A 24,688-nucleotide genomic window follows, 5' to 3' on the forward strand; every position below is an offset into this window, starting at 1 on the left:
TCTGATGCTAAAATATGTGTAGAAGGTAATTTTCTAACTATTAATTGTCAGTTATTTGTCTAATTATCGCTGACCATTAATCATTGAGAAACTACCAAGCTTTTCACAAAAAATAGGAATTTTTACTGAGAAATAACGCCCTCATATCCTGGAATGTGTTTTTATCTTCCTCTCAAAGAAGAGATTAAGAAGTCCCCCCTAGTTCGCTAAGCTTTCGCTTAGGAATGTTGGGGGGTAGAGGGGAATCTCTGCGTAAATCCTATACGATTTATATCAGCCACCTTCCCATAAAATAGTTTATCCCAGCCTCGTTAAGATTATTAAATTCATTAAAATAGTACTCAACGCCTGTAACGATTGCCTGATGGGAATTTTAAAAATTCATTGGGGTATGGGTGCTAGTGTTTTTGGGATGGGGTTCTAGTATTATCGAGGTGGGGTGCTGGTGTGTGGAGTACTCAATGATAAAGCAATGTAGATAAGGATTTCAGGCTGTTTTTTTCACATTTTGAGTGAATTAAATTTGTACTCAAAACAAAAGATTAATGTCTGTTGATAAGGATAAACTCAATCAATCAAAAAAACAATTAAAATTTTTGAGATTAATTTATATTTTCATAACAAACTGAATTATCTTGACTAAACATCTTGGAAAAGTTCTTCTGAAACTTATATATTGTGTGTTTTAGTTAAAATACATAGCATATACACTCACTTGCACTCAACTACAAAACCAATACACAAAAGCTTATTGTTATAAATAGATACTTTGCACTAGGATTTAGGATTTTAGGAGTTAAATAATGCGGATTGCTAAAGACGTAACAGAACTCATCGGACGAACTCCTTTAGTTGAACTGAACAAAATTCCCCAAGCCGAGGGAGTCTTAGCAAGAATAGTTGTCAAACTCGAAGGTATGAACCCAGCGGCTTCAGTGAAAGACCGTATTGGCTTAAATATGGTACTCGCGGCAGAAGCAGAGGGTTTCATTCAGCCAGGAAAAACCATTTTAGTAGAGCCTACCTCTGGTAACACAGGAATTGCTTTAGCAATGGTGGCAGCTGCGCGGGGCTACAATTTAATTTTGACAATGCCAGAAACCATGAGTAGCGAACGAAGGGCTATGCTCAGAGCTTATGGGGCATCTTTAGAGTTGACACCGGGTGCTGAGGGAATGCGAGGAGCAATCAGAAAAGCCGAAGAAATTGTAGCTAATACCCCCAATGCTTATATGCTGCAACAATTCCGCAACCCTGCCAACCCCAAAATTCACCGCGAAACCACCGCGGAAGAAATTTGGGCTGACACAGACGGACAGGTAGATATTCTGATTGCGGGAGTAGGTACTGGTGGGACGATTACTGGGATTGCAGAGGTAATTAAAAGCCGCAAACCGAGTTTTCAAGCGATCGCAGTTGAACCCAGCAACAGCCCAGTTCTCTCAGGTGGTGAACCAGGCCCCCATAGAATTCAAGGCATTGGAGCCGGATTTGTTCCAGATGTTCTTCGTCTAGAATTGATTGACGAAGTAATTAGAGTCAGCGACGATCAGGCGATCGCATTTGGGCGACGCTTAGCAAAAGAAGAAGGCCTATTATCTGGAATCTCCTCTGGTGCAGCCTTGTGTGCTGCAATTCAAGTAGGTAAACGCAAAGAAAACGCCGATAAATTAATCGTGATGATTCAACCTTCCTTCGGCGAACGCTACCTCAGCACCCCAATGTTTCAAGATTTATCCTTAGAAACAGCCACAGCCCGTTAAAAACAGTAAAGGCTAGTAGTCTGGTAACTCAAAAATGCGCTTGTGAGGACTGGGGAAAGGGAAAGGGGTAAAGGGTAAGGGATTTAAAACCTTTGCCCTTTCCCCTTTGCCCTTTCCCCAATAAAGATGCACCCCTTTTCCCATCTCTTGCAAAAAGCAATGAAAGCAAGAGAAGAGGTCTAATGACTACAACTACCTTGCTTTTGCTGTTCTTCACCATGATGCTTACAACCACCTTGTTCGTGATGATGGTGATGACCGTGCTTACCATTGTGGGCGCAGCCTTGTAAATCCTGACTCATGAGATTTTCGCTCATTTCTCTGAAAGATTCATCCACAGGCTTCAAGCCAATCCAAGCATCAATCTTTTCAACATCAAATCCTACCTCACGGCGATCGCCCACTTGTAACAAAGGACGGCGAATCAACAGCGGATCTCTCAACATCAATATTAAAGCGGTTTGGGCATCAATTTTTTCTGGAACTATCTCACCAGATTTTACCCGTGGAGAAGAACGATTGAACCATTCGGCTACGGGGCGATCGCCAAAAAATGAACGCAATCTCTCAACTGTCCAAGGTTCTGTTAGCAAATCGTATGCTATCACTTCATGACCAGCAGCTGTGAGCAAAACTTTTTGCTTAGTACCACCTTGACAGCCTGGTTTACTATAAAAAATTACTCTTGCCATGCAACTACCTCTTTAGTAATTCGTAATTTGGGTGAAGTGAAGACGCGATTCATCGCGTCTCTACAATCTGAATTCTGAATTCTGAATTCTGAATTCTCTTTAAAATTTCCTCACATTATTGCTAACTGGGTCAAACTCAAATCTTTCTTTTGGATCTGTTTCACCGTAAACATTAAAAGTCACAGTGGGTTCGTTACCCAGTGCTTCTACACAGTGAATGGCATCGGGAGTAAAGCTAATAATATCTCCTGGAGATAGAATTAATTCTCCCGCATATTCAATTTTGTCTGGAGATTCTGAACTTTGAGTGCGTTGCCAAAAAGTATTTTTTTCCTGACCTTTTAACACCGCTACTACTCCCCACGTGCCATGATTATGAATATTTGATTTCGTTCCTGGTGCAAATGTTACTGTTTGCACCGTCAACGGAAAACCCAATTCATCATATAGGAGTAAAACAGAGGTTCCCGTTTTGGGAGAAGGTTCTAAATACTGACTCCGCACCCAGTAGGAATTAACAATCAAGCGCCTAACGAGCATCCGAATTTCTGGCAAACAACTAGATTCATCTTCTACATTATTGAGAACATCTTCCACCTCAGTTAAAAACCGATAAACGCGGTAATTATCTCTCAATAAATCCCATGCCCTCACAGATTTACAAGCTTGATACCGACCGTCTCCCGTTAATAGCCAATCCCTACCTTGCATAACTTTTAAAATCTCATCTGAGAAGATTGGATGATAATAATCGGCGAAACATTAGGAAGACTACCTATCGGTGGCGTAGTAGGTATGTAAATCGGAGGAAATATTGGGTTATTATTACTCGCATTTCCTAAAAGAGAATAAGACGAAGATGAAGTAGAAAACCAATTGTTCATGAATGTTCACCTTGATTGGAAAAAGGGCATTGGGCATTGGGCATTGGGCATGGAAACAAGACACGGGGACACGGGGAAGGAAGAAGATAGAGAGATCGAAGGAAAAGACTTGTTGCAAGTTGTCTGTTTGTCTCCCCATCTTCCCCTGCTCCCTCACTTCCTCATCCCTATGCCCCATGCCCCATGCCCTATTCCCCACACATTAATTAATCCTCTTCTGCTGGACGAGTCAAAATATCCAGGAGAATTCCGGCTCCGAAATCATGCTTTTCATCTATCTCTTTGACTCTAGTGCTGATTTCTTTTGCTTGGTCTATTGCTCCTAACTTTGCTAGAACTAATCCAGAAGCAGCATAAGCATTTAAGTACAATCGAATTTGTGGATCTTCTTTGCGATTGACTAATATGGGCTTAAGTTGCTCCCAGTCATCAGGGAATTTTTCTAGTTCTTTAATTTTATCTAATAATTTCGTTGTTGTTTGCAGTGCGAGAGAATAATTATTTTTATAGTAAAAAAATCTATAGGCTGCTACTAATACATCTGTATTTTCACCAGTTTTAGCCAAGGCTTGTTGAATATATTTTTCCGATTCTGATGTATTTTCCCAATTTTGTGCAGCTAGAATTAATAAATTTTTGACATCATCAGGAACCTGGAACCATGAGAATTTGTTTGTATTGACTTGCATAATTAACTCCTGGAGAGTGAGTAATTAGGAGTTAGAAGTTAGAAGTTAGGAGTTAGGAGTTAGGAGTTATGAATTATGAGTTAGGAGTTATGAATTCTTAATTCCTCACTTCTCACTCCTCACTCCTAACTTTCTTCTCACTCCTAACTTTCGTTAAAACAGTGTCAGAATGTACACTAAAGTGAACAGCACAATCCAAATAATGTCTACGAAGTGCCAGTAAATTTCTGCCATTTCGATGAAGGTGTGATTTTTGGCAGTGTATAGACCGGGAATACGCGATCGCCACAACACAGCTAATATTAATAACAGTCCCACAAATACGTGCAAACCGTGGAAGCCCGTCATTAAATAAAAGCAGTTGGCGAACACATTGGTAGTCAGACCATAGCCCAAAGTTGCGTACTCATAAGCCTGACCAATCAAGAAAATTGCTCCCATGATGGCAGTAATTGTGTACCACAGTTGCATTCCCTTGACATTATTCTTTTTAATCGCTGTATCACCGAAGTGAATCACGAAACTACTAGACACCAGAATAATGGTGTTAATCGTCGGTACAAATAACTCAACTTCCGTTCCTTCCGGCGGCCAAACCGCCGTAGTACCACGGAAAAACAAATAGGTGGCAAAAAATCCGCCGAACATCAGCGATTCAGAGACGAGGAATGTCAACAGTCCCCAAACTCTTAAATCTGGATGTTCCTCGTGATGTCCTGCACTTTCATGTTCTGTTGTCGCTATAGTCATAGATTTGTTGGCAAAAAAGTATTGGGGACTGGGGACTGGGAATTGGGCTAATATCTTCCATGATTTTTAACTAGCCCACCCAGAAATAAATCAGGGGTTGCGAGTTTTAAAGCTGGAGTTCCGAGTTTTAAGCTTGGAGTTCCAAGTTCTAAACGAGAACATTCTGGTTTGAAACGAAAACCTTCTAGTTTGAAACGAGAACATTCCGGTTTGAAGCGAGAACATTCTGGTTTGAAGCGAGAACATTCTGGTTTGAAACGAGAACATTCTGGTTTGAAACGAGAACATTCTGGTTTGAAACGAGAACATTCTGGTTTGAAACGAGAACCTTCCGGTTTGAAACGAGAACCTTCCACTTCTAAGGGATTACCAACAAATAAATTACCCAATCTTGTGAGATAAACATCTTGTCCGCCCCTCCTTACAGGCGGGCGAGACGCCCACCCCACAAGAAAAGTTGAATTTTTTTGATTTGCAAATCCCTAAGCTTGAAACTCCAACTTCTCAAATTACTCTGCGTACCTCTGCGCTTACCTCAGCGCCCCTTTGCGTTTAAATTTCAACCTTCAATTCACCACGAAAGCTTCACTAAACACTAGCTTCCGGTGTCACAGCTGGTTCTACTTCATGACTATGACCATTACCGTAGTCATAAGGGCCATGAGTCACAACTGGCAACACTTCCCAGTTTTCAATGGCAGGTGGCGAAGTAGTTGTCCATTCCAAAGTCAAACCATTCCAAGGATTATCCCCTGCTGGCTGTCCTTTAATCCAACTTTGAATAATATTGATGGTGAAGGGAATCACTGATATCCCTAAAACAAATGAACCAAAGGTACAAATTTGATTGAGGTCGATAAATTGGGGGTCGTACATTGCGACTCTGCGGGGCATTCCTTGTAAACCCAATTCATGCATCGGTAGGAAAGTTAAATTCGTGCCGATGAAGGTGAGGAAAAAGTGAATGCGTCCCCAGGTTTCATTCAACATCCGCCCGGTCATTTTGGGGAACCAGTGATAAATACCGGCGTAAATGCCAAACACGGAACCGCCAAAGAGAACATAGTGGAAGTGCGCGACTACATAATAGGTGTCGTGGACGTGAACGTCAAAGGGGGCTGTGCCCATTGTGACGCCGCTTAAGCCGCCCATCACAAACATCGACAACAAGCCAATGGCGAAAAGCATCGCGCTGGTGAAGCGAATTTTGCCGCCCCAGAGGGTAGCAACCCAGCCGAAAATCTTGACGCCAGTGGGAACGGCAACCAATAAGGTGGAAATGGTGAAGAACATCCGCATCCAACCGGGTGTACCACTGGTAAACATGTGGTGTACCCAGACAAATAAACCCACGACGCAAATTGCCACACTGGAATAAGCGATCGCTTTATAACCAAAAATCGGCTTACGGGCGTGAACTGGAATCACTTCGGACATAATACCGAAGATGGGCAGAATCATTAAATATACTGCCGGGTGGGAATAAAACCAGAATAAGTGTTGGTAAATTACTACATTACCGCCTGCATCTGGTTTAAAAAAGGAAGTACCAAAGTTGAGGTCAAACAATAGCAGAATTAAACCTGCTGCTAACACAGGTGTGGAAAGTAGTGCGAGGATGGAGGTTGCTAAGATTGCCCAGCAAAACAAAGGTACTTGATCCCATTTCATGCTGGGAACCTTCATCATCAAAATGGTGATGACAAAGTTCAGCGAACCCAAAATTGAAGAAGTTCCCACCAAAACGATCGCCAATATCCACATGGTTTGGGCGATGGGTGCTGTCACCAAGCTCAAAGGAGGGTAAGCTGTCCAACCCGATTGCGAACCGCCAAACAGAAAACTACCTAATAACAGTAATCCGGCTGGTGGGTTTAACCAAAAGGCGATGGCATTTAGCTTCGGGAAAGCCATATCCCTAGCACCCACCATCAGCGGTACTAAGAAGTTACCAAAACCCCCAATGGCGCTAGGCACAATCCACAGGAAAATCATAATTGTCCCGTGGTTGGTCATGAAAGCGTTATACAAATTGGGATCGAGTAAATCTGCGTCAGGTGTTGCTAATTCGACGCGGATAGCCATCGCCATCAGTCCGCCGATGAGGTAAAACACAAACGCCGTCACCAGGTATTGAATACCAATAACCTTGTGATCGATATTAAATGTAAAATAGTCTTGCCATTTCCACGCCTGTTGATGAGAGGTGTGGGCCATGGCCAGAGTTTCCGATTTCTTTTCCTCTGGTGGAGTGTTCGGTGGAAATTCTACCTGTGTCATATTTTTTCCTGCTATGCAGAGTTCACGGTCAAATGTCCAAAGTGTTGACTGTTGACTGTTAACTGTTGACTATTGCTTATTGCCTGCCATAACAACTGACTCTAGAGTTACAGCACTAATCCCCATATCATGTACATGAGGAGCAAGAAACTCTGATGTTGATAACTCAGCAGGCTTAACAGCAACCACTTGATGTGGGTTTTGCTTTTGAGCAACTTGGTTTTCTGTCAACCAGGTTTGATATTCTTCTGGTGTGTGGACAATTACCTGTGTCCGCATTGAACCGTGGTAACCACCGCACAATTCAGCACAAACTACGGGATATGTACCTGGTTTGGTGGCGACAAATCGTAATTCGGTGGGAATTCCAGGAAGCGCATCTTGTTTGATGCGGAAGTTTGGCACCCAGAATGAGTGAATTACATCAGTTGCTGATAAGTTGAGTTGCACATCAGCACCCACGGGAATGTGCAATTCTCCCGAAGTAATGCCGCTTTTTGGATAGTTAAAAATCCAAGCGTACTGCATACCTTGGACATCAACAACTAAGTCAGCTGGTTTACCTTCAGCAGAAGGAGACGCGCCAAAACCAATTGTTGGGGCTGTTGTGGCTTCGGGGGTATCATTGAGGGTAGCTGCAATGGCACTTCCACTCATCTGATGAACATGAGCTACTGAATGGGGATGACCCGCAGGCTCAAAACCTCCCATGCGGTTAAAAACATCTACACTGTAGATGCCCAAACACACGACAATAATTGTGGGAATTGCTGTCCAAAAAACTTCTAAAGGCAAATTGCCTTCCACTGGTAAGCCATCGGTGTCATCTCCTTTGCGCCGACGATACTTAACCAAAAAAATCACAATTGTTCCTTCTACCACCAAAAACAAAGCAATGGCGATGGTAAACATGACATTGAAAAAACCATCTACCAAAGGCGCTTGTTGTGATGCTTGTACCGGTAGTAGAGTGTGGTTTTGACCAATCCAAATGCTAATTGCTGTGACTACTATCCCAGCAACCAGAGTCCATAGTGAAACAGGAACTTGTTGCATACATACTACCTGCTCTGTAAACCGTCTTTCAAGGTGTGATTTTCTGGGTATTGAGCATTGGGCATTGGGCATTGGGCATTGGGCATGGGGCATTAATTATTCTCCGCGTCCCCGCGTCCCCGTGTCCCCGCGTCTCCCTTACTCCCACCCTGCGGGTTCGCGCTAGCGTCTCCCAAAGAGAAGCTAAAGCTACATTTCCCGATTCCCTTTCACAGGGCAGTGTTTTTTGTTTTCACTTAATTAACTTTCTAACGTGTAGCTATAAAAAATGGGGGAAACTTCCAGATTTTTTTCATATCTTTCCCCCAGAAAATTTTCAATTATATTTCAACTTCTATGACAAAGAAAGCTCGCAGCTTCTACAAACAGCTAGTTGTTCGAGAGGACACTGTTTGTCTTCATATCAATGGGGTCATACTACTAGCAAGTTTAAATTTGTCAATAACTAACATATTACGATTTACGCGTTTGTCTACTATGAACTTTTTATCTAGTCCAAGTAAATATATACATTACCCTCTAGTTACCTTGCTAAGTATATTTGCCCTTTCTACAAACAGTACCTCCTGAAACGAACAACAATATTTACTAATCCCAAAAACCTTAATTGTTTAATGCAACATGGGTGTAGCAATTCTTAGGACAAATCCGCGAACAAGCTTCACAACCAATACAGTTTTCTGGATAAGTAACTGCCATTACTTTCCGTTCAATTTCTTCATCATCTTCGTCTTCTACAAATTCACCTTCTTCGTTGAGTGCTTTCAAACCTAGTACATTGTAACCGCATACTTTAATACATCTGCCACAGCCGATACATTTATCTTTGTCAATTTCTTGAGCAAATTTCGGTGTCCAACTCTTACCACCAAATGTCAATCCTGTTAGTTGTGCCATGAATTAATCCTCGGCAATTGCGCCTGAAAATTTGTTCCTACTTTAATCATTATATTATCCTAATATTTTGTTTTTTTGATGTTCAATAATGATTTATTCCATCAATATTTGATGACTTTTAAATACAAAAACACATTGCCTTTGTTTAAATTTTTATAAATGCAATTTATTGCCAATAATTACTCACCTATATTTATGAATTAAATATCTGTTGAGTCTGGCTCACAGATATTTATTGTTTACTAGATAGAAAAATCTGAGTGTAAAAGCGATGATATTTATTTGCAAATATTTTGATATTTAAGCAATAAAATATATATTTGTCGTATCAACATATACAAAATCTAATGTTTATGAGTTACATTTTGATATGTAGAATATGTATTTTTCAAAGCAACAATTTTGGATTTATCTTTTTATTCAATATTTAGATGAATGCTGACAAAGTAAAGATTACTTGTGTTCCATAGTTATCTAGCAGAAATAGAGATTATCATGAAGAAACTGTAAAGTTGATGGCAGAATTTTATAAAGCAATAAATATTAAAATTATTAATAAATCAGTCGCAAAGGAACTGCTGCAAATTGAAATGATGACTAAAAAGACTTTGGTTAAGGTTTTATGGTTAAAGATAATATGTTCGTTTGGTACATATTTCCATAATTGTTAAGATTTTTTCTAAGCTCATTACGAACAACTTAATTATTTTATTTATGAAATGTATAGTTAATAAAGAAGTAATCTTAGGCTCGGCTTGAAAGCCTTACATAGCTTTCAATTGGATGCAAAGTCAAATATGGATGTGGGGAATTTAGTGTGGTGAGAAAAGATTATTCTCGCCATCAAGATAATTGGTAGCGACTGATAAAACAAGAGGGGAAAAGGTTAAAGGGAAAAGGGAAAAGGAATGAACTCTTCTCTTACGAGACACTAGCGCAAATCCACACAACGAGCGAGGTTTTTACCTTTTCCCCTTTCCCCTTCCCGTTCTTGATAAACAGGACTCATCCAGGGGAGACCTGAGCCAGACATCTCAACGATTAGAGTGGGAACAGAGCCATTATGCCTTACACGATTCCTAACAACAGTTGCGTTGGATGTGACAACTGCCGCCCCCAATGTCCTACGGGTGCAATCAAAATAGAGGACGATGAATATTGGATCGATCCTTATCTTTGTAACAATTGTGAGGGTTATTATCCAAAGCCACAATGTGTAATTGCCTGTCCCACTAATTCTCCCATTCCTTGGCAGGCAAAAAAGGGGAGATGTAAAGTTGAGCCGAGAGAAGCTAGCAGCTTAGATTTGTTTTCTAACGGCAAGAATAATCCATTTGCTTCAGCGATCGCCATTTGGGAAGCTTGCAATGTATTGGCCCAGCGTACATCCTTAAATTGGGAAATCGACGAACAAGGTTACTTATCCTACAACAGACTAGTCAACCAAGGCAAAGGAGCGATCGCTTTTCATATCCAAGATCCCTTTAAGGTGAATGACAAAGCCACAGATTTAACTGCAATTGAGGGACTGGATATTAGAGCCGCTTGCATACATCTAATTTTTGCGGCTTATGCCACAGCTTTAGATAAACCTTGGGAACAAGAATTTACCATCGATGAACGCCAAATCGAGAAGTATTTGGGGATGGAGAAACGCAAAGATTTAAACAAAGCTGCCAAGCTGGCTTTAATGAAAAATCTTGTACAGCAAGCTTGCTCGTTGATTATCTCCATCGACTGGCCTCAACAAGGCCGAGTTAACGGATTTTCTATCACACAAAGTCGTTTATGGCACTTAGTGGACATTCAACACCACTTTCAAGAAGATGCTCTGGGATGCAAATATCTCATTGGACTAACTTTTAAAGTCAAAGCCGGTATTTGGGCGCAATATTTCTTAAACAAACAAGCACTTACTGAACGAACCGCATTCTATCAATATGGTAGTCTTCCTAAAACTCTGCTAACCACAGTCATGAGCATTTGGCAACAACATGAAGGAGCAGTGCGACTCATGTTGTGGTTGTTGTTCAAAACCAAAATGGGTAAAGAACAACGCATCACCGTTCCGACATTAATGCGTATTGCTTACGGTGAAGAAAAAATCGCCGTTGCATCCAGACAACGCGAAGAACGCAAACGCCTACTACGAACTTTTGAAAGCGATTTGGAAATCCTCAATCATTATGGAATGAAACCAATTTTCGATCCAATTACTTACCCACCAGAAATTCAACCTTTGTGGGCCAAGTTAATGGATATTCCCGAAGATCCAGATGAAGCGTTAGAATTTTGGACTAATGACGGTGGTGCTGAAACTCGCCTCACAGACACAGGCCCTCGTGGGAAGTGGAATCTACTCATGAATGCGCGGATATTGGCTTTTGAACTTCCATCAGAATGGGAACAACAAATCTCAGAATCACACAAAAAGCAGCGACGAAGTGTTAAGAATAAAAGAAAGTCCCCAGTTACAGGCGATTTGTTGGGGGAACAAATTTTAGAAGCGCGAAAAAATTTGAATCTCTCCCAAAGAGAATTAGCCAAGCTAGCAGGTAAAAGCCAAAGCTGGATTCGAGATATCGAAAATGGTCGTTTAAAAGCCAAATTAGAAGACCAAGCACTATTGCGAAAAGTCTTGAATATGGGTTAAGGAGAAGAATTCAGGAGTCAGAATTCTGAATTCAGAATAAATTTTGTGTGACTTGTGGATAAATAACAGCTGAAATATCACACCAAATCAAAAATTTGGTGGTGCTTCTAGCTGTTAAATCTAAATTTCCTGCTTCCAGCATTCCTGACTCCTAACTCCTGAATTCTGACTCCTGACTCCTAACTCCTAACTCCTAACTCCTAACTCCTAACTCCTAACTCCTAACTCCTAACTCCTAACTCCTAACTCCTGAATTCTGACTCCTGAATTCTGAATTCTGAATTCTGACTCCTGACTCCTGACTCCTGACTCCTGACTCCTTTTTATGCACTATAAGTCATTACCTTAGTTGAAGTCAGCCAAAGACTCGCTACAGTGTATTTACTAATCACTGTCTCTTGTGCAGCATTGCATGAACTTTTAAGTTTTTGAGTCTTGGTGATATCTTTTACAAGTTTCGCCTGGTAAGTATAGAGAGAACCAGAGGTTTTTTCAAAACTTAGTTCAGCTAGAATCGTATTATTGTCTAAACTTTGTTCTAAAACTTTACCTGCAACTTTGTAATTAAACCAATCCCATCCTTGACTCAGGATTAATTCTCTTTCCAAAATCTGAAGTGCAGCAGGTAAAATTCCCCAACCTCGATAGACTTTTTGCAAGCATTGAATATCACCAGTACGAGTCAAAATCGATGTGAATGAATCTCCATCCACAGCTCCATAGTATCTTCCTTCTGGCATGTCTATAAGTGTTGGCGCAAATCTATGTCCGCCAAAGTGTGAGGATCTCCAAATCCGCACATTGTCTAAATCTAAATTGGAAATAGTTGCTGTAGCGTGAAAATAAAAGGGATTTCCGTATCTGGCACAGCACTTATCATGGCTACCGTGGGTACACACTAAAATATCTCTAGTTGCAGTAGTTTCAACTTCCGAATTAGAGCCGATACCCCATAACCATTTTTGTACAACGGCTGCTACCTGCTCAATATTTTGTAGTATAAACTCTTGTTTATGATATCCATTGGTTAAACCCTCTTTTTTTTGATAAATCAAAAGGGTAGTCTGATTAACTTTGTGTGATAAATCATTGGCAATTAAGAGGAATCTAATTGGCAGTTTGGCACGTTTGACTTCCTCTATTAATATCCTCAAATTCTCAGGCACCCATTTAGAATTAAACGCTTCTGATGTCCAAGGCGGAGGACACTCGACTAAAATATAAGTTTGGTAATTGGTGGCGCTACCAATAATATCTTCTCCCGCTTGCCGTGAATAATCAGAACAAAAAAAGGTATTCATCTAACTATACTCATTAGTGTATTTTATGGACAAAATGTGTTGGTCACTACAGTTGTGTTCTTCGCTACAATATCCTTGATTTCAGGAAATAAAAAAGAACAATATGTATTTCCTAGTTTTAACTAGGTAGCCACTTCATAACATCATTGTTGATTAATGTGGTGGCAATTAATCAATTCTCTCCAATAGAGATAAACAGTGTCAAGAGACATTTTTCCGTAGGAGCAACGTTAATTTTGTATTTAGTTTTATTGTTATTTGGTATTTCATTTATTTTCCCTTACTGAAACTCAGCTATTGTCAAGTTCATTTTTTCTAGCAAAATCAAATATTCTAATGTATCTATCTAGGTATACATATTGCGAATTATTCTCAATATTTTTAGAAAAATAAAAGTAATTAGCCTTGGACTAGTCAGCCGACTAGGAGCGATAGATTGGGTAGCCTTTGCCAACACAATAGACTTCTAAGAGAAGTCAGGAAAAGGGGAAAGGTTTTAAATCCCTTACCCTTTACCCCTTCCCCAGCCTTCACAAGCGCATTTTTGGGTTGGCAGACCACTGTTCGCCAAGTCAACTTAGCGGGGTAAAGGGGAAAGGTTTTAAATCCCTTACCCTTTTCCCCTTTCCCTTTCCCCAGTCCTCACCCAGCAAAGATGACTTGCCAGACCACTAGTATTTACCCTGTTACCTAATCTAACTTCCTGAAAATCACATCAGGATTTGATTTTAGGTGTATGCCTTGACTCTAAACTGAAGTCAATAATAAATGTAAGCACTTGACAATTATTATATTTTCTTTACAGTTGTTAGTCTCCAGCAGGTTGCTGAAATTAAGGTAAATTGCCAATTCATCTTAGGGAAGTGTCGCTAAAACAAGGATTGATCTTTATTAAAGAATAGATAATTTTTCTCAATAATGTCAACTCTGACCAAGGACAGCCTTACAAAGCCTAACTAAGCGACCTTTGATTCCTTGATAGATACTATACTTACTAGCAAAGATTGAATTTATACTATTTACTTATAAAATTAAACTAATAGATAAATTTGTAGCTAGACTTATAGCTAATAGATAAATTTAAAAAACAACAGGGCTAGATGATGCAAATCACTGTTGAGGTATCTGAGGAGCTAGGACAAAAATTACAGCAGTTCCAAGACCGTTTACAAGAGATAGTAGAACGCGGTCTACAAGAGTTATTGAGCGAACAGTTTGGCAATTTTCTTGATGAGAAACAGATTATTGCGTTGCTGGCCAGTCAGCCCACACCACAACAAATTCTAGCAATCCGACCTTCACCAGAATTCCAGACTCGTGTGAGTGATTTACTAGCAGAAAGTAAAGCAGGGACACTTTCAGCGAAAGGTGAAGCTGAACTAGAACGCTATCTGACCATAGAACATTTTGTCCGTATGGCAAAAGCTCATGCTTTCAAGCAATTACGCCAAAATCCATGACTTATGTATCAGCCCAATTACGGAAACTCGTAATTGAAAGAGCCAAGCAAAGGTGTGAGTATTGCTTATTTCCTCAGAGTGCGGCACTATTGAGCTTTGAGATGGAACATATTATTGCCGAAAAACATCGTGGCACTACTGAAGCAGAAAATTTAGCTCTTGCCTGCCCGTATTGTAATCGTGCAAAGGGTACTGATTTGGGGTCACTCGATCCTGAAACTGGTAAACTAACACCCTTTTTCAATCCAAGGACTCAAAAATGGAGCGACCATTTTCAGTTCAATGGAGCAGAGATAGCACCATTGACAGCAGTTGGGCGAGTAACTGTTGCAATTCTCCAATTTAATCAATCAGAGCGGTTAGAAGAACGGGACAGGTTGATTTGGGTAGGTGAGTATTCTTAGGTTTACTGTTCATGCCCAAAGAGCTACGCTTCTTGTCGCCAGACATCGCTGATTTGACATAGTTAGTTAGTGGATTTATTCCCGAAGGCAATCTAAAATCTAAAATTCTTGCATTGATTTGGTTAATCCAAGATTTCTAGCTATGGCGATCGCATACTTCTACTTTCACGCAGAATTGAATCATTTTTTACCACGGCATCAAAAACAAGTCAGAATTTCCCATGCTTTTGAGGAGAGGGCCTCGATTAAGGACACCATCGAGTCATTGGGCGTTCCTCACCCAGAAGTTGATTTTATTAAAGTTAATGATGAGTATGTAGATTTTTCTTACATCGTTACAGATGGAGATATTATCGATGTTTATCCAATTTCTAGTAGGAGTAATATTACACCAAGTATTTATTTGTTACCAGAAACCCTCAGTAATATTCGCTTTGTTTTAGATATTCATTTAGGTAAACTAGCAACATCTCTAAGACTTTTAGGGTTTGATACTTTATATCGCAATGATTACGAAGATGAGGAATTAGCAAAGATATCTTACAACCAAACACGGATTCTCTTAACTCGTGATAAAGGTTTATTGATGCGTAGTTTGGTAACCTATGGGTATTATGTGAGAAATACTAACCCCGAAAAACAAATCCTGGAAATATTACAGCGCTTCGACTTATTTAAATTAGTTTCGCCATTTAAAAGGTGTTTGCGCTGCAATGGATTATTAGAATCTGTAGATAAGCAATTGATTATTGAACAACTACCAGAAAATGTGCAATCGCAGGTTGATCAATTCCAACGTTGCCAAAGTTGTCAGCGAATTTATTGGAAAGGTTCGCATTATGAACGATTGCAACAGTTTATTGATGGAGTACTCAATTCAAAACAGGTGAATGAATGTCATTAATTTTAGCTCTCGATTTTGGCGGAACTAAACTAGCGGCTGCATTAGTAAACATCGGTTCGAGAAACTGGTTGCGTTACCAACGCCACCTGTCGCCAGGGAATGCAGATGCTAGCACTGACTTGGAAATAATGCGATCGCTAATTTACTCTTTACTAGAAGATACAAAACCAAGTGCCATCGGTGTCAGTTTCGGCGGCCCTGTAGATGCTTCCACCGGCACAGTGCGACTATCTCATCATGTCCCTGGCTGGGAAAATATTCCCCTGAAAAACCTATTGGAAGAGGAGTTTGGCGTGAGTGTTGGTGTCGATAACGATGCTAACGTTGCTGCTTTGGGAGAACATCGCTTTGGTGCAGGACAAGGTTACGATAGTTTGTTTTACATAACTGTTAGTACCGGCGTGGGTGGTGGTTGGATACTCAACGGCCAGCCTTGGCGGGGTGTAGGCGGGATGGCTGGTGAAATTGGACATGTGGTTGTAGATCCTGCTGGGCCGATATGTTTGTGTGGAAAGCGGGGATGTGTGGAACGGTTGGCTTCAGGGCCTTATATGGCGCAAAACGCCAGGGAAGTTTTGGAAAATCAACCTCACAAAGTTGGGAAAGTATTGAGAAATTTAGTCGCGGATGATTTAACGCTACTGACTGGACAGTTAGTGAGTGAGGCGGCGGCGGCTGGGGATGATGTGGCTAAGGAAGTTTTGTATAAAGCTGCTTGGGCGCTTGGTGTGGGTATTGGGAATGTGGCGAATTTAATAAATCCACAGCGCTTTGTATTGGGGGGTGGTGTCACGAAGGCGGGGGAAGATTTTTGGCGTGTGGTGCGACGAGTGGCGCGGGAAACGGCTTTACCGGAAGTAGATTTTGAAGTTGTACCGGCGGCGTTGGGTGATGATGCGCCATTGTGGGGCGCTGTGGCCATGGCTGCGTGATGAATACCCGTCTAAGTGGATTTTTGTTGAAAATCAAAATAAGGAAGATTTACCCGCGCCACCATTGACACCATGTTAGCGATCGCTCCACCTCCATTTTGTTTTAAAATTGGCGCAAAAGCACGACAGATAATCAACGTCCCAGATTATGAACCGGGGAGATGAGGGAGACGTAAAGACGCGGAGAATAACCAATGCCCCATGCCCCATGCCCAATGCCCAATTATTCAAAACTCGTAGCGTAACACACTAAAACTTATAGAAACAGTGCGTTAGGCTTGCTTTAATGCACTTGCATAAAACATAAATTTACACGGTAAGCTTGTGTCTGATTTAGCGCTACATAACTATTTTCCTCGCGTTCCCGATGCAGCATTGCAAGAATTCATAGAATGGTGTGTTGTCGAACAGGCAAAAGCCGCAGCATGTAACTTTACTCCAGATAAAAGTAAGTTGAATAATTTGCCACCAGCAGATTATATTCCCAAGCTTGTGGATCAGTTTATGAAAGTTAAACCCGATCCCATTAAAGCAGGTTTAGTAGCAGCGATCGCTGGTAAGGAAGCTGACAAACATGGTTTATCTGGTATGGCTGTCGTAGCTGATTTTGTGTCACTTTATGTAAAATATTTAATTCCTAAAGAAGGCACTCTTCCAGAAGATGCACAAACCATATTAACTAAAGCATCACAACATCAGTTGGAAAAACTGACTGAAATTGCCAAAAAACATGGTGTAGAACTATGATTTTTGTCCGCTGAACAATTATTTTCCAGAGGCTTTGTCTGTACTATTACTCAAAGCCTCTGTTTTAGTAATTTCAATTAAAGCCTACTCGATACCAGTATTCATAAATTGGTTCGTAGCCAAGTTTTTCATACAAGCTACGAGCTGGAATATTCGCCTGCACTACTTGTATGTAAGAAAAGTAAGATCCTTTATTAATACCCCATTGAAGCAAACCTTGAATAATTGCTGTTGCATAGCCGCGTCGCCTTTGCGTCGGACTCGTAACAATGTCAAAAATCCCTAAATAACCGCTTTCTAAAATGCCTATTCCACAAGCAACAATTTCATCGTTTTGTTTGTATGAAGCAAATAAAGTTTCTGACTTAATTGCTGCTAATATCATTCTATGAATAGCTGATGGCTGTTCTCTCGAAGCTTTTAAGTTATGATAAGCAACCAACCAATCATCTAAAGTTTCCTGATTAATAGCAGGGAGAATATTTAGCGATCGCTCTGATAATCTCATTTCCATTACTAGCGATGGCTCAATTATTTCATATCCCCTTGCGGCTAGCTTTTTATCTAACACCTCTGGATTAGTAAATGAAAGCAAACGGAAAATAGGGTTTTGTTTGCGCGTTCGATATTGAGACTCGCAGTAAGCAATTTTTTCCTCAATATCTAAACCAATTTCATCCAAAACTGTCACTGAATTTGCACGTTTGGTGTAGCCATCAGCAAAACGCATCACCCAACCATGATGATTGATAGCTTCAAAAGCTGGCCATGCTTTTAATGATATTTCTTCAACTGTTCTATGTATGGAATCTAGAGTCATCTATAATAAGCAAATATCATAGTATAATACTATTATACTGAATCGTAATAACACTATGAATCAAGTAGTAATTAAACCCTCATCTTTATTAACGACTGGTATCAGAGTTGAAAAAGTCAATAATCTCAATCTTTTCAAATTTACTGAAGAACTAGGTTCGCGTTTGCAAGAACTTCTGGATAAGAAAAAAGCTGATTCACTGACATCAGAAGAAGCCATTGAACTAGAGGCTATTGGAGAATTAGATACAATTTTTAGCTATATAAATGCCACTATTGCATCTGAGTCGTGACAATTCCTAACAGTATCCAAGAATTTGTACGAAATCGTGCTAAATTTAGGTGCGAATACTGCCATTATCCAGAATTTTTCAGCACCTCTCCCCTGACAATCGACCATATCAAGCCGCAATCTTTGGGGGGTTCGGATGATGTGGATAATTTGGCTTCAGCTTGTCGTCGGTGCAATGAACGTCACTATAATTTTACAGTAGGAATCGACCCAGAAACAGAACAAGAAGTTTTCTTATTTAATCCTCGTCAGCCGCAGTGGGCTGAACACTTTATCTGGTCAGCAGATGGTACAAAAATTATCGGTATCACACCTACAGGTCGAGCTACTTGCAACCGAATTGATTTAAATGATGAACGGCGGAGCGATCGCTTCATACAAAAATCTCGGCAACTTTGGGTAAAAGGTGGTTTTCACCCTCCCCGTTCTGACCCGCGCCAAGAAGTTCAGAATCGAGAATTAGAATAAGAATCAAAAAATATAAAATATTATCTCATGCTAACTATTATTGGTTGCGGAAACCTCAATCGCAGTGACGATGCTGTAGGTGTAATTATCGCTCAACGCCTACAAAAATATCTAGCCCAAAACCCTTATCCTGATGTGCGAGTTTATGACTGTGGCACAGCAGGAATGGAAGTCATGTTTCAAGCTAGAGGTAGTAAACAATTAATAATTATTGATGCTAGTTCAACTAATTCTGAGCCTGGTGCTGTATTTAAAGTTCCAGGAAAAGAATTAGAAGCTTTACCAGAACCTAGTTATAATTTGCATGATTTTCGTTGGGATAATGCTTTAGCCGCCGGACGGAAAATCTTTCAAAATGACTTTCCTGAAGATGTGACAGTTTATTTAATTGAAGCAGCAAATCTTGATTTAGGACTAGAATTAAGTCCTGTTGTGAAACATTCAGCTGATTTGGTCTTTGAAGAGGTAGCTGCACTGATTAAAAATGTGGGCATAGGGCATGGGGCAAAACCCTTCGGGTAGGAAAAAGGAACAAGGAGGGATCTTTCCTTTCCCCTTTCCCCTTTCCCCTTTGCCCTTTGGCGTTGCCATCTCCCTCATCCCGCCATATCACGGTACACAGACAATTCATCTACCCTCATTTCAAAAGGTACGCCTTGTCCTTCTGGGGGACAAACGCGGATTTTGGCGCTGCTGATAATTTGGTGAAGTAATGTTCCCATGGGGACGATTTTTTGTAAGATGCGCCAGTTGGTAACTTGGTCGGGACATTCAATTACTAATGTCATAGCGCTGGCGTGGGTTGTTACGTACCACCGGCAATTAGATAACAGACTTTGAATTGTGCGATCGCAACCATCGTAAAAGTATCTACTAATAGAATACTCTAGTTGTTGCCGTAATATAATATCTGCCGATGTCGGTTGTACTGGATGCGAATCATCACCATTTAAGTAATACATATTTCTAGCCATATCTTTTTCCTTCCTTGCTTATATTCCAATTACCATTGCGTAAAGTACATCTTTATTTGTCTCTAATAATTCTTGGGTTTCGTCATCGTAGAAAGCACCAATTCCGCTACATCCAATTCCCAAATAATTACTAGCTAAATAAAGTCTCTGTCCTAGAAAACCAGCTATTTGCATAGCAGTTTGGTAGTTTAAATAATCAGAAACAAAAAATAAAGTTACAGCGCTATCTCTGGCAATAGCTTGATTAATACATAAGTAACCAGTCTGCTCGCTAAAATCACCCGTCTTAATCAAATGCGTACCTTTATATAATCCGCATGGCATTTCTTCTACTCGATGTACCACCGAGTAAATATCTATTTCCTCATGATTTTCTGTTGGTATTGGCTGCTGAAGTTGCTGCATTATATATAGATAATCTTCTGGAGAAATAGATTTTTTCCGGAAACGTCGAATAGAACGCCTATGCAAAATAGTGTGAAGAAATTTATCCTTGTCAAAGCTAAAGTGAGGCTGTTTGAGTGTTTGCTGATTACTCTTTTGTACAGCCGTAGCTTGATAAGTATCTTCAATGAATTGATTAGCTTCAAAGTAATCAGTACCGCAAACAAAAGGAACTTTCATCCTTAACGGTCTGACTTGCTTTTTCTGTAATTCTCCCGACACCGCACAAGCTGTGATAAACTCTTTATTCTCAAATCCCAAAGCTAAATTGAGACCAAGTTTATCAAAATCAAAAATTACTTGTATATCTTTTTCATGGAGATAAGCCGAAGCTGCGATGGCACCTAAATGGTGTCCGCTATCTAAAAAGCAATATCTCGCGCTTCTATTTTGATATTTCCAGCTAGACCTATAATAAACACAACTAATTAAAAATATGAATCCGTTGATACTTTTGTTCGGTATAATATAACTCTCTAGCCCATCATCAATTAATTCATAGATAAGTGTTAGACAATTATTCTCAACTTCTAAGTGATAGATTCCATCTAGTATTCCCGGAATTTTGCGAAGCTGTACGTAAACTTCCGTAGGATATAGAGCGCCTGCTGATGGATTCACCCGCAATTTATCGAGACTATCTTTATACATTTTTTCTAGTGTTATTGCACTAGTTAAAGATATAAAAGAGTGAACGGGATTATTGACATTTAATTTCACTCTTCGATAGAATTTTGGATAGAATTTAAATGCAGATGGTTGAGTTACAGCATCCACATAATTTGGATTTATCTGTACCGATAAGTAAGAATGCTTGGTAGCCTCATGAAAGGCATTGCTCGATATTTTATTTTGTGGCATTTTTGAGTATCCTTAATACTTCTACGTTGCTGGCGAAATCAATTGCTTTATAGTCGTCTAAGTTTTGTAAATTTAAGTTAGGATGGTATTGTAAGAGCAACTTCACGACTTCTGTCTTTCCTGCTGATGCTGCATACATTAAAACAGTTGCACCGTTATCATTTTGGTTGTCAATGTTAATGTTGTGAGCCAGCAGCAAATGAATTAAATCGTAGTGATTGCCAAAACAAGCGAACCATAAAGCATTATTGCGATCGCTATTTCGAGCATTGATATCCGCACCCGCATCAATCAGTTCTTTAACGACAGCATACACTCCTTCTCTCGTAGCCTTCATTAAAGCTGTATCGCCATTTTCACCTGCTTGATTTAACTCTTCAGAATTGTAGCCCTTTGCTATTAACCATTGGGTTGTTCCTTCACTCAAATCTTGACTCATAATTACCCTTCAAATCCCGCAAATTTGACTAATTAACAAGCAAAAATTTGCTTGCAAAACGTAATGGTGGGCAATGCCCACCATCATTTCACAAGCTATGTAATAGCCTAAACTTGAGCTTTGTGATTAGTAAATCAATGCTCTAATTTTTGCTAATTGCCTAAGACAGCAGATTTCCACAAAAGTGAAATAACTCCTGACTCCTGAATTCTGACTCCTGAATTCTGAATTCTGAATTCTGACTCCTGAATTCTGCTAAGCAATAGCGACTAACTCTTCTTTATCAGAGAATAATTCTCTTGCTGATTTTTCAGGTTTTGGTGCGCCATAGAAACCAGCTTCTGCTTCTAGTTCATCTACAAAATCCCAAGCTTCGATCGCTCGTTTAGACATTGAACCATAATTAGCAGAAATTGAGCGAGCATTAGAAATAGCTTTTTGGAGTTCTTTGTGTAAGAATGTTAGTTTTGGTTTCTCTACAAAGTCACCTTTAGTGATAATATCAGTTACAGAAATAATACCAAGTAACTCACCTTGAATCACAGGCGCACGCCACACACCAGCATTAGCAAATAACCGCGCAACATATTCAACATCGAGGTCAGGATTTACAACAATGCAGGGTTTACTCATTATTTCGTAGACATGCACCTTTTCGGGGTCTTTTCCATAAGCAACAACCTTGCTGGCTATATCCATCTCAGTAACCATACCGTAAGCATCGCCACTGTGACGGGGTTCTACAACCAACGCCCGTAATTGCTTGAGCCGTAATAATCTAACTGCTTCAGCTACACTGGCGGAACCGCGAATAGTAGCTACATCTTGAGTCATGATCTGTTTGGCTCTCATAATTGCTGCTCCTTAAATTCGTTGTTGCAAGTAAGCGAATTTGTTCTAAACTGCTGCAATTCTTCCCAAACTGCATTGCTTAGTCTGCGCGGAACGCAAAGATGCTTAACTCAAATTCAAGTTGAATTGTGAGGAATTATATTTGCCGCCGTCAAAAGCGGTTAGGGAAATTAGACATACCTATTTAGATGTATTGAACCTATTTGATACCTTAATAAATCTGGCTAGTTTCTGCGAACTGATTTACGCTTTTCCCGTTGTTTTCCTGTTGAGTAAATCTTACTTCCTACCATTCTTAGGCTTTACCAGAATTAAGGCAGGGATGTCTGAAATCACCCTGTAATCGCTTTGATTGAAGTCTAGGTTGACTAGCAACAATTTAGCTTATCTATATATTATCACTATGATAAGTTTGAATTATGAATCATTTATAAAGATCCCCAGACATATTGAAAGGAAAAGCTTAAAAAATTGTGAAAATACAGAAAGGTTGAGTATTTTTAATAGTCTTATTTTAGAAATTAGATTATTAGCAGATAGGTGATATAACTATATATTGTAGGCAAGTAGCTTTTAGCAATTAAACGCGTTGATGTCAATAGTAAAAAATTGAAGAAGAATTCAGAAGTCAGAATTCAGGAGTCAGAATAAAGACGCTCTCTACGAGACGCTACGCGAACGCGGACACGGCTTAGCTGCGCTATTAGTCGGGGATTCAGACCCGCGACTGATTAAAGACCACCAAATTTTCAATTTGGTGGGGGTACAAAAACGCCGATTATTCATCCGCCAGTCATACAGAATACCTAACTGAATTCTGACGACTGACTCCTGAATTCTGTTTGATAAAAATCAATATGCCACAGAGATATGCTAATGGATTTTTGTGTATTTTTCTTATACCTTATTAAGAAACACCAAAAAATTTGATTTTTCAAACATCATTTGCTACATTATCTGGGTATCCATAATAAAAGAAACACAAGAAAAATGGAAATTAGCGCTCGTAATTCTCTCAAAGGAACCGTTAAAAAAGTTGTACCCGGTTCAGTTAACACTGAAGTAACCCTAGAACTAGCACCAGGAGTAGAGCTAGTGTCAATCATCACAAAATCCTCAGCAGAAAAGCTGGGACTTGCAGAAGGTAAAGAGGCTTATGCAGTGATTAAATCATCAGATGTAATAGTCGCTGTTGATTAAAAAATAGCCAATTCACTTCTGATATCGAATTACATTCATCATCTATAAATTAGTGACCTCACTCCTAAAATTAGTTAACAAAGGAGTGAGGTCGAAAATTTATTAGAGCTTATTTTTAGATGTAGGGTGTGTCACGGCTAAAATGTTGCAATAAACAATGTTTTTAGTTGCGCCTTAGCACCTCCCAAACAATAAAGCTAATGCACAACTTTAGTCTAGACACGCCACTACAATTTGACGTATTTTGATTACAAATAATTTAATGATGAATGATTCTAACATATATAGTACGGGCAGTTTCCGTATCTACTGATAGAGACGTATTTTCTACTTTAATAATTAACGAGGGAAACCTTTGTTGTACAGTAATATATTTTCCTGGTGTTATGCCCTTTGATAGCAATTGATTGAGACTTTTTTTATCCTTACTTTTACAGAAAGTAATAATTCCTTGTTCCCCTATTTTCAACAATTCTAACGAACAGCCAGTTACATTAAAAGGTGTAAACATAAATGAATTATAAATTATTAATTATAAAAAATGAAGGATGAAAATATACTCCATCCTTCATTTTTATTTAATTGCTAAGAACAGCAATCAAAGTAGAAATTTAGACCAAATACGCTTCTTGATGTGTTTTAATCGTGCAATTAGAACGAGGATAGGTTACACAAAGTAAAGCGTATCCTTTAGAAACTTGGTCATCATCTAAGAAGTTTTGATCGTCTTGGTTAATTTCACCTTCAACAACTTTACCAACACAGCTAGAGCAAGAACCTGCATGACAAGAAAAAGGCAATTCAATACCATTTTCTTCTGCTGCTTCTAAGATAGTAGTATCTTCATCAACTTCGATTGTGGCGTCGATGTCTTCTTTTTTGTTGATTAATCTAACTTGGTAGGTAGCCATTTTCCGGTTCTCCTCA

29 protein-coding genes are annotated in these 24,688 nt (G+C 39.7%); 11 read left to right on the forward strand and 18 right to left on the reverse strand.

The features are described 5' to 3' along the window. The first annotated feature begins 803 nt into the window (after window positions 1-803). Window positions 804-1,763 carry a cysteine synthase A gene (cysK, locus tag GNE10_RS00315; RefSeq protein ID WP_099066391.1) on the forward strand — a complete coding sequence of 320 codons (960 nt, stop codon included), beginning with the start codon at window positions 804-806 and terminating at the stop codon, window positions 1,761-1,763. A 179-nt stretch (window positions 1,764-1,942) separates the two neighbouring features. On the opposite strand, the gene GNE10_RS00320 is transcribed toward cysK, so the two are convergent. The 9 genes from GNE10_RS00320 to fdxB form a co-directional block, all read right to left on the reverse strand. Continuing rightward, the gene (locus GNE10_RS00320) at window positions 1,943-2,455 is read right to left on the reverse strand and encodes an ArsC/Spx/MgsR family protein (RefSeq protein ID WP_185563136.1); all 513 of its coding nucleotides are present in this window, start codon (window positions 2,453-2,455) and stop codon (window positions 1,943-1,945) included. 99 nt (window positions 2,456-2,554) lie between these two features. After that, complete coding sequence (locus tag GNE10_RS00325; protein WP_185563137.1) at window positions 2,555-3,166, reverse strand: cupin; 612 nt, start codon at window positions 3,164-3,166, stop codon at window positions 2,555-2,557. A 5-nt stretch (window positions 3,167-3,171) separates the two neighbouring features. Continuing rightward, the gene (locus tag GNE10_RS00330; RefSeq protein WP_185563138.1) at window positions 3,172-3,339 is read right to left on the reverse strand and encodes a hypothetical protein; all 168 of its coding nucleotides are present in this window, start codon (window positions 3,337-3,339) and stop codon (window positions 3,172-3,174) included. Window positions 3,340-3,545: 206 nt separating this feature from the next. Then, window positions 3,546-4,028: a hypothetical protein gene (locus GNE10_RS00335; protein WP_185563139.1), complete on the reverse strand. Its 483-nt coding sequence runs from the start codon at window positions 4,026-4,028 to the stop codon at window positions 3,546-3,548. Between the two features lie 153 nt (window positions 4,029-4,181). Next, a complete protein-coding gene (locus GNE10_RS00340) occupies window positions 4,182-4,778 on the reverse strand; it encodes a heme-copper oxidase subunit III (RefSeq protein ID WP_185563140.1) in 597 nt (198 codons plus the stop codon). Window positions 4,779-4,825: 47 nt separating this feature from the next. Next, entirely contained in the window at window positions 4,826-5,167 is a 342-nt protein-coding gene (locus GNE10_RS35315) for a hypothetical protein (RefSeq protein WP_221642681.1), read from the reverse strand. A 199-nt stretch (window positions 5,168-5,366) separates the two neighbouring features. Beyond that, window positions 5,367-7,058, reverse strand: a complete 1,692-nt coding sequence (gene ctaD / locus GNE10_RS00350; protein ID WP_185563142.1) for a cytochrome c oxidase subunit I — start codon at window positions 7,056-7,058, stop codon at window positions 5,367-5,369. 69 nt (window positions 7,059-7,127) lie between these two features. Then, window positions 7,128-8,114, reverse strand: coding sequence for a cytochrome c oxidase subunit II (locus GNE10_RS00355; RefSeq protein ID WP_185563143.1), 987 nt, complete (start codon window positions 8,112-8,114; stop codon window positions 7,128-7,130). Between the two features lie 603 nt (window positions 8,115-8,717). Beyond that, window positions 8,718-9,011, reverse strand: coding sequence for a ferredoxin III, nif-specific (gene fdxB / locus GNE10_RS00360; protein ID WP_185563144.1), 294 nt, complete (start codon window positions 9,009-9,011; stop codon window positions 8,718-8,720). A gap of 1,063 nt (window positions 9,012-10,074) precedes the next feature. Here fdxB and GNE10_RS00365 point away from each other — a divergent pair. Further along, complete coding sequence (locus tag GNE10_RS00365; RefSeq protein ID WP_185563145.1) at window positions 10,075-11,664, forward strand: helix-turn-helix domain-containing protein; 1,590 nt, start codon at window positions 10,075-10,077, stop codon at window positions 11,662-11,664. A gap of 323 nt (window positions 11,665-11,987) precedes the next feature. On the opposite strand, the gene GNE10_RS00370 is transcribed toward GNE10_RS00365, so the two are convergent. After that, window positions 11,988-12,965: a sucrase ferredoxin gene (locus GNE10_RS00370; protein ID WP_185563146.1), complete on the reverse strand. Its 978-nt coding sequence runs from the start codon at window positions 12,963-12,965 to the stop codon at window positions 11,988-11,990. Window positions 12,966-14,065: 1,100 nt separating this feature from the next. On the opposite strand from GNE10_RS00370, the gene GNE10_RS00375 reads away from it, so the two are divergent. The 4 genes from GNE10_RS00375 to GNE10_RS00390 all read left to right on the forward strand — a co-directional run bounded on the left by GNE10_RS00375 (window position 14,066) and on the right by GNE10_RS00390 (window position 16,665). After that, a complete protein-coding gene (locus GNE10_RS00375; RefSeq protein WP_260446695.1) occupies window positions 14,066-14,425 on the forward strand; it encodes a hypothetical protein in 360 nt (119 codons plus the stop codon). Beyond that, complete coding sequence (locus GNE10_RS00380) at window positions 14,422-14,829, forward strand: HNH endonuclease (protein WP_185563147.1); 408 nt, start codon at window positions 14,422-14,424, stop codon at window positions 14,827-14,829. The genes GNE10_RS00375 and GNE10_RS00380 overlap by 4 nt, the downstream gene beginning before the upstream one ends. 142 nt (window positions 14,830-14,971) lie before the next feature. Continuing rightward, a complete protein-coding gene (locus GNE10_RS00385) occupies window positions 14,972-15,733 on the forward strand; it encodes a Mut7-C RNAse domain-containing protein (RefSeq protein WP_185563201.1) in 762 nt (253 codons plus the stop codon). Continuing rightward, window positions 15,724-16,665 carry an ROK family protein gene (locus GNE10_RS00390; RefSeq protein ID WP_185563148.1) on the forward strand — a complete coding sequence of 314 codons (942 nt, stop codon included), beginning with the start codon at window positions 15,724-15,726 and terminating at the stop codon, window positions 16,663-16,665. Before GNE10_RS00385 ends, GNE10_RS00390 begins: the two co-directional genes overlap by 10 nt. A gap of 11 nt (window positions 16,666-16,676) precedes the next feature. Here GNE10_RS00390 and GNE10_RS35645 read toward each other — a convergent pair whose 3' ends face one another. Beyond that, window positions 16,677-16,802 carry a hypothetical protein gene (locus tag GNE10_RS35645; RefSeq protein ID WP_260446696.1) on the reverse strand — a complete coding sequence of 42 codons (126 nt, stop codon included), beginning with the start codon at window positions 16,800-16,802 and terminating at the stop codon, window positions 16,677-16,679. Between the two features lie 187 nt (window positions 16,803-16,989). Here GNE10_RS35645 and GNE10_RS00400 point away from each other — a divergent pair, with 187 nt between their 5' ends. Next, complete coding sequence (locus GNE10_RS00400) at window positions 16,990-17,412, forward strand: hypothetical protein (RefSeq protein ID WP_185563149.1); 423 nt, start codon at window positions 16,990-16,992, stop codon at window positions 17,410-17,412. A 73-nt stretch (window positions 17,413-17,485) separates the two neighbouring features. Here GNE10_RS00400 and GNE10_RS00405 read toward each other — a convergent pair whose 3' ends face one another. Continuing rightward, on the reverse strand, window positions 17,486-18,232 hold the full coding sequence (locus tag GNE10_RS00405) for a GNAT family N-acetyltransferase (protein ID WP_185563150.1): 747 nt from the start codon (window positions 18,230-18,232) through the stop codon (window positions 17,486-17,488). 55 nt (window positions 18,233-18,287) lie between these two features. Here GNE10_RS00405 and GNE10_RS00410 point away from each other — a divergent pair, with 55 nt between their 5' ends. Genes GNE10_RS00410 through GNE10_RS00420 form a run of 3 tightly spaced genes read left to right on the forward strand, consistent with a single transcriptional unit; the run spans window position 18,288 to window position 19,513 of the window. After that, entirely contained in the window at window positions 18,288-18,524 is a 237-nt protein-coding gene (locus tag GNE10_RS00410) for a hypothetical protein (protein ID WP_185563151.1), read from the forward strand. Next, entirely contained in the window at window positions 18,521-18,991 is a 471-nt protein-coding gene (locus tag GNE10_RS00415; protein ID WP_185563152.1) for an HNH endonuclease, read from the forward strand. Before GNE10_RS00410 ends, GNE10_RS00415 begins: the two co-directional genes overlap by 4 nt. 27 nt (window positions 18,992-19,018) lie before the next feature. Further along, window positions 19,019-19,513, forward strand: a complete 495-nt coding sequence (locus tag GNE10_RS00420; protein ID WP_185563153.1) for a hydrogenase maturation protease — start codon at window positions 19,019-19,021, stop codon at window positions 19,511-19,513. A gap of 74 nt (window positions 19,514-19,587) precedes the next feature. Here GNE10_RS00420 and GNE10_RS00425 read toward each other — a convergent pair whose 3' ends face one another. The 4 genes from GNE10_RS00425 to GNE10_RS00440 all read right to left on the reverse strand — a co-directional run bounded on the left by GNE10_RS00425 (window position 19,588) and on the right by GNE10_RS00440 (window position 22,561). Next, the gene (locus GNE10_RS00425) at window positions 19,588-19,965 is read right to left on the reverse strand and encodes a hypothetical protein (RefSeq protein WP_099066366.1); all 378 of its coding nucleotides are present in this window, start codon (window positions 19,963-19,965) and stop codon (window positions 19,588-19,590) included. Window positions 19,966-19,983: 18 nt separating this feature from the next. Further along, window positions 19,984-21,270 carry a SagB/ThcOx family dehydrogenase gene (locus GNE10_RS00430; RefSeq protein ID WP_185563154.1) on the reverse strand — a complete coding sequence of 429 codons (1,287 nt, stop codon included), beginning with the start codon at window positions 21,268-21,270 and terminating at the stop codon, window positions 19,984-19,986. Further along, window positions 21,257-21,709, reverse strand: a complete 453-nt coding sequence (locus GNE10_RS00435; protein WP_185563155.1) for an ankyrin repeat domain-containing protein — start codon at window positions 21,707-21,709, stop codon at window positions 21,257-21,259. Before GNE10_RS00435 ends, GNE10_RS00430 begins: the two co-directional genes overlap by 14 nt. Before the next feature lie 255 nt (window positions 21,710-21,964). Continuing rightward, window positions 21,965-22,561 (reverse strand): CBS domain-containing protein, encoded by a 597-nt coding sequence (locus GNE10_RS00440; protein WP_185563156.1) that lies wholly within the window; start codon window positions 22,559-22,561, stop codon window positions 21,965-21,967. Window positions 22,562-23,551: 990 nt separating this feature from the next. Between GNE10_RS00440 and GNE10_RS00445 the strand changes: the two genes are divergently transcribed. Next, window positions 23,552-23,761, forward strand: coding sequence for a molybdopterin-binding protein (locus GNE10_RS00445; RefSeq protein ID WP_185563157.1), 210 nt, complete (start codon window positions 23,552-23,554; stop codon window positions 23,759-23,761). 259 nt (window positions 23,762-24,020) lie between these two features. Here the strand turns inward: GNE10_RS00445 and GNE10_RS00450 are convergent, their stop codons facing one another. Then, complete coding sequence (locus GNE10_RS00450; protein WP_185563158.1) at window positions 24,021-24,272, reverse strand: FeoA family protein; 252 nt, start codon at window positions 24,270-24,272, stop codon at window positions 24,021-24,023. 100 nt (window positions 24,273-24,372) lie between these two features. Continuing rightward, on the reverse strand, window positions 24,373-24,672 hold the full coding sequence (locus GNE10_RS00455) for a 2Fe-2S iron-sulfur cluster-binding protein (protein WP_099066361.1): 300 nt from the start codon (window positions 24,670-24,672) through the stop codon (window positions 24,373-24,375). Window positions 24,673-24,688: the final 16 nt, after the last annotated feature.

Source organism: Nostoc sp. 2RC, from assembly GCF_014222165.1.
GTDB classification, from domain to species: domain Bacteria; phylum Cyanobacteriota; class Cyanobacteriia; order Cyanobacteriales; family Nostocaceae; genus Nostoc; species Nostoc linckia.

Bases quoted from the DNA above. Each gene is read 5' to 3' on its own strand.
- cysK (WP_099066391.1), top strand. From the start codon at position 804: ATGCGGATTGCTAAAGACGTAACAGAACTCATCGGACGAACTCCTTTA.
- GNE10_RS00320 (WP_185563136.1), bottom strand. From the start codon at position 2,455: ATGGCAAGAGTAATTTTTTATAGTAAACCAGGCTGTCAAGGTGGTACT.
- GNE10_RS00325 (WP_185563137.1), bottom strand. From the start codon at position 3,166: ATGCAAGGTAGGGATTGGCTATTAACGGGAGACGGTCGGTATCAAGCT.
- GNE10_RS00330 (WP_185563138.1), bottom strand. From the start codon at position 3,339: ATGAACAATTGGTTTTCTACTTCATCTTCGTCTTATTCTCTTTTAGGA.
- GNE10_RS00335 (WP_185563139.1), bottom strand. From the start codon at position 4,028: ATGCAAGTCAATACAAACAAATTCTCATGGTTCCAGGTTCCTGATGAT.
- GNE10_RS00340 (WP_185563140.1), bottom strand. From the start codon at position 4,778: ATGACTATAGCGACAACAGAACATGAAAGTGCAGGACATCACGAGGAA.
- ctaD (WP_185563142.1), bottom strand. From the start codon at position 7,058: ATGACACAGGTAGAATTTCCACCGAACACTCCACCAGAGGAAAAGAAA.
- GNE10_RS00355 (WP_185563143.1), bottom strand. From the start codon at position 8,114: ATGCAACAAGTTCCTGTTTCACTATGGACTCTGGTTGCTGGGATAGTA.
- fdxB (WP_185563144.1), bottom strand. From the start codon at position 9,011: ATGGCACAACTAACAGGATTGACATTTGGTGGTAAGAGTTGGACACCG.
- GNE10_RS00365 (WP_185563145.1), top strand. From the start codon at position 10,075: ATGCCTTACACGATTCCTAACAACAGTTGCGTTGGATGTGACAACTGC.
- GNE10_RS00370 (WP_185563146.1), bottom strand. From the start codon at position 12,965: ATGAATACCTTTTTTTGTTCTGATTATTCACGGCAAGCGGGAGAAGAT.
- GNE10_RS00375 (WP_260446695.1), top strand. From the start codon at position 14,066: ATGATGCAAATCACTGTTGAGGTATCTGAGGAGCTAGGACAAAAATTA.
- GNE10_RS00380 (WP_185563147.1), top strand. From the start codon at position 14,422: ATGACTTATGTATCAGCCCAATTACGGAAACTCGTAATTGAAAGAGCC.
- GNE10_RS00385 (WP_185563201.1), top strand. From the start codon at position 14,972: ATGGCGATCGCATACTTCTACTTTCACGCAGAATTGAATCATTTTTTA.
- GNE10_RS00390 (WP_185563148.1), top strand. From the start codon at position 15,724: ATGTCATTAATTTTAGCTCTCGATTTTGGCGGAACTAAACTAGCGGCT.
- GNE10_RS00405 (WP_185563150.1), bottom strand. From the start codon at position 18,232: ATGACTCTAGATTCCATACATAGAACAGTTGAAGAAATATCATTAAAA.
- GNE10_RS00410 (WP_185563151.1), top strand. From the start codon at position 18,288: ATGAATCAAGTAGTAATTAAACCCTCATCTTTATTAACGACTGGTATC.
- GNE10_RS00420 (WP_185563153.1), top strand. From the start codon at position 19,019: ATGCTAACTATTATTGGTTGCGGAAACCTCAATCGCAGTGACGATGCT.
- GNE10_RS00425 (WP_099066366.1), bottom strand. From the start codon at position 19,965: ATGGCTAGAAATATGTATTACTTAAATGGTGATGATTCGCATCCAGTA.
- GNE10_RS00430 (WP_185563154.1), bottom strand. From the start codon at position 21,270: ATGCCACAAAATAAAATATCGAGCAATGCCTTTCATGAGGCTACCAAG.
- GNE10_RS00435 (WP_185563155.1), bottom strand. From the start codon at position 21,709: ATGAGTCAAGATTTGAGTGAAGGAACAACCCAATGGTTAATAGCAAAG.
- GNE10_RS00440 (WP_185563156.1), bottom strand. From the start codon at position 22,561: ATGAGAGCCAAACAGATCATGACTCAAGATGTAGCTACTATTCGCGGT.
- GNE10_RS00445 (WP_185563157.1), top strand. From the start codon at position 23,552: ATGGAAATTAGCGCTCGTAATTCTCTCAAAGGAACCGTTAAAAAAGTT.
- GNE10_RS00450 (WP_185563158.1), bottom strand. From the start codon at position 24,272: ATGTTTACACCTTTTAATGTAACTGGCTGTTCGTTAGAATTGTTGAAA.
- GNE10_RS00455 (WP_099066361.1), bottom strand. From the start codon at position 24,672: ATGGCTACCTACCAAGTTAGATTAATCAACAAAAAAGAAGACATCGAC.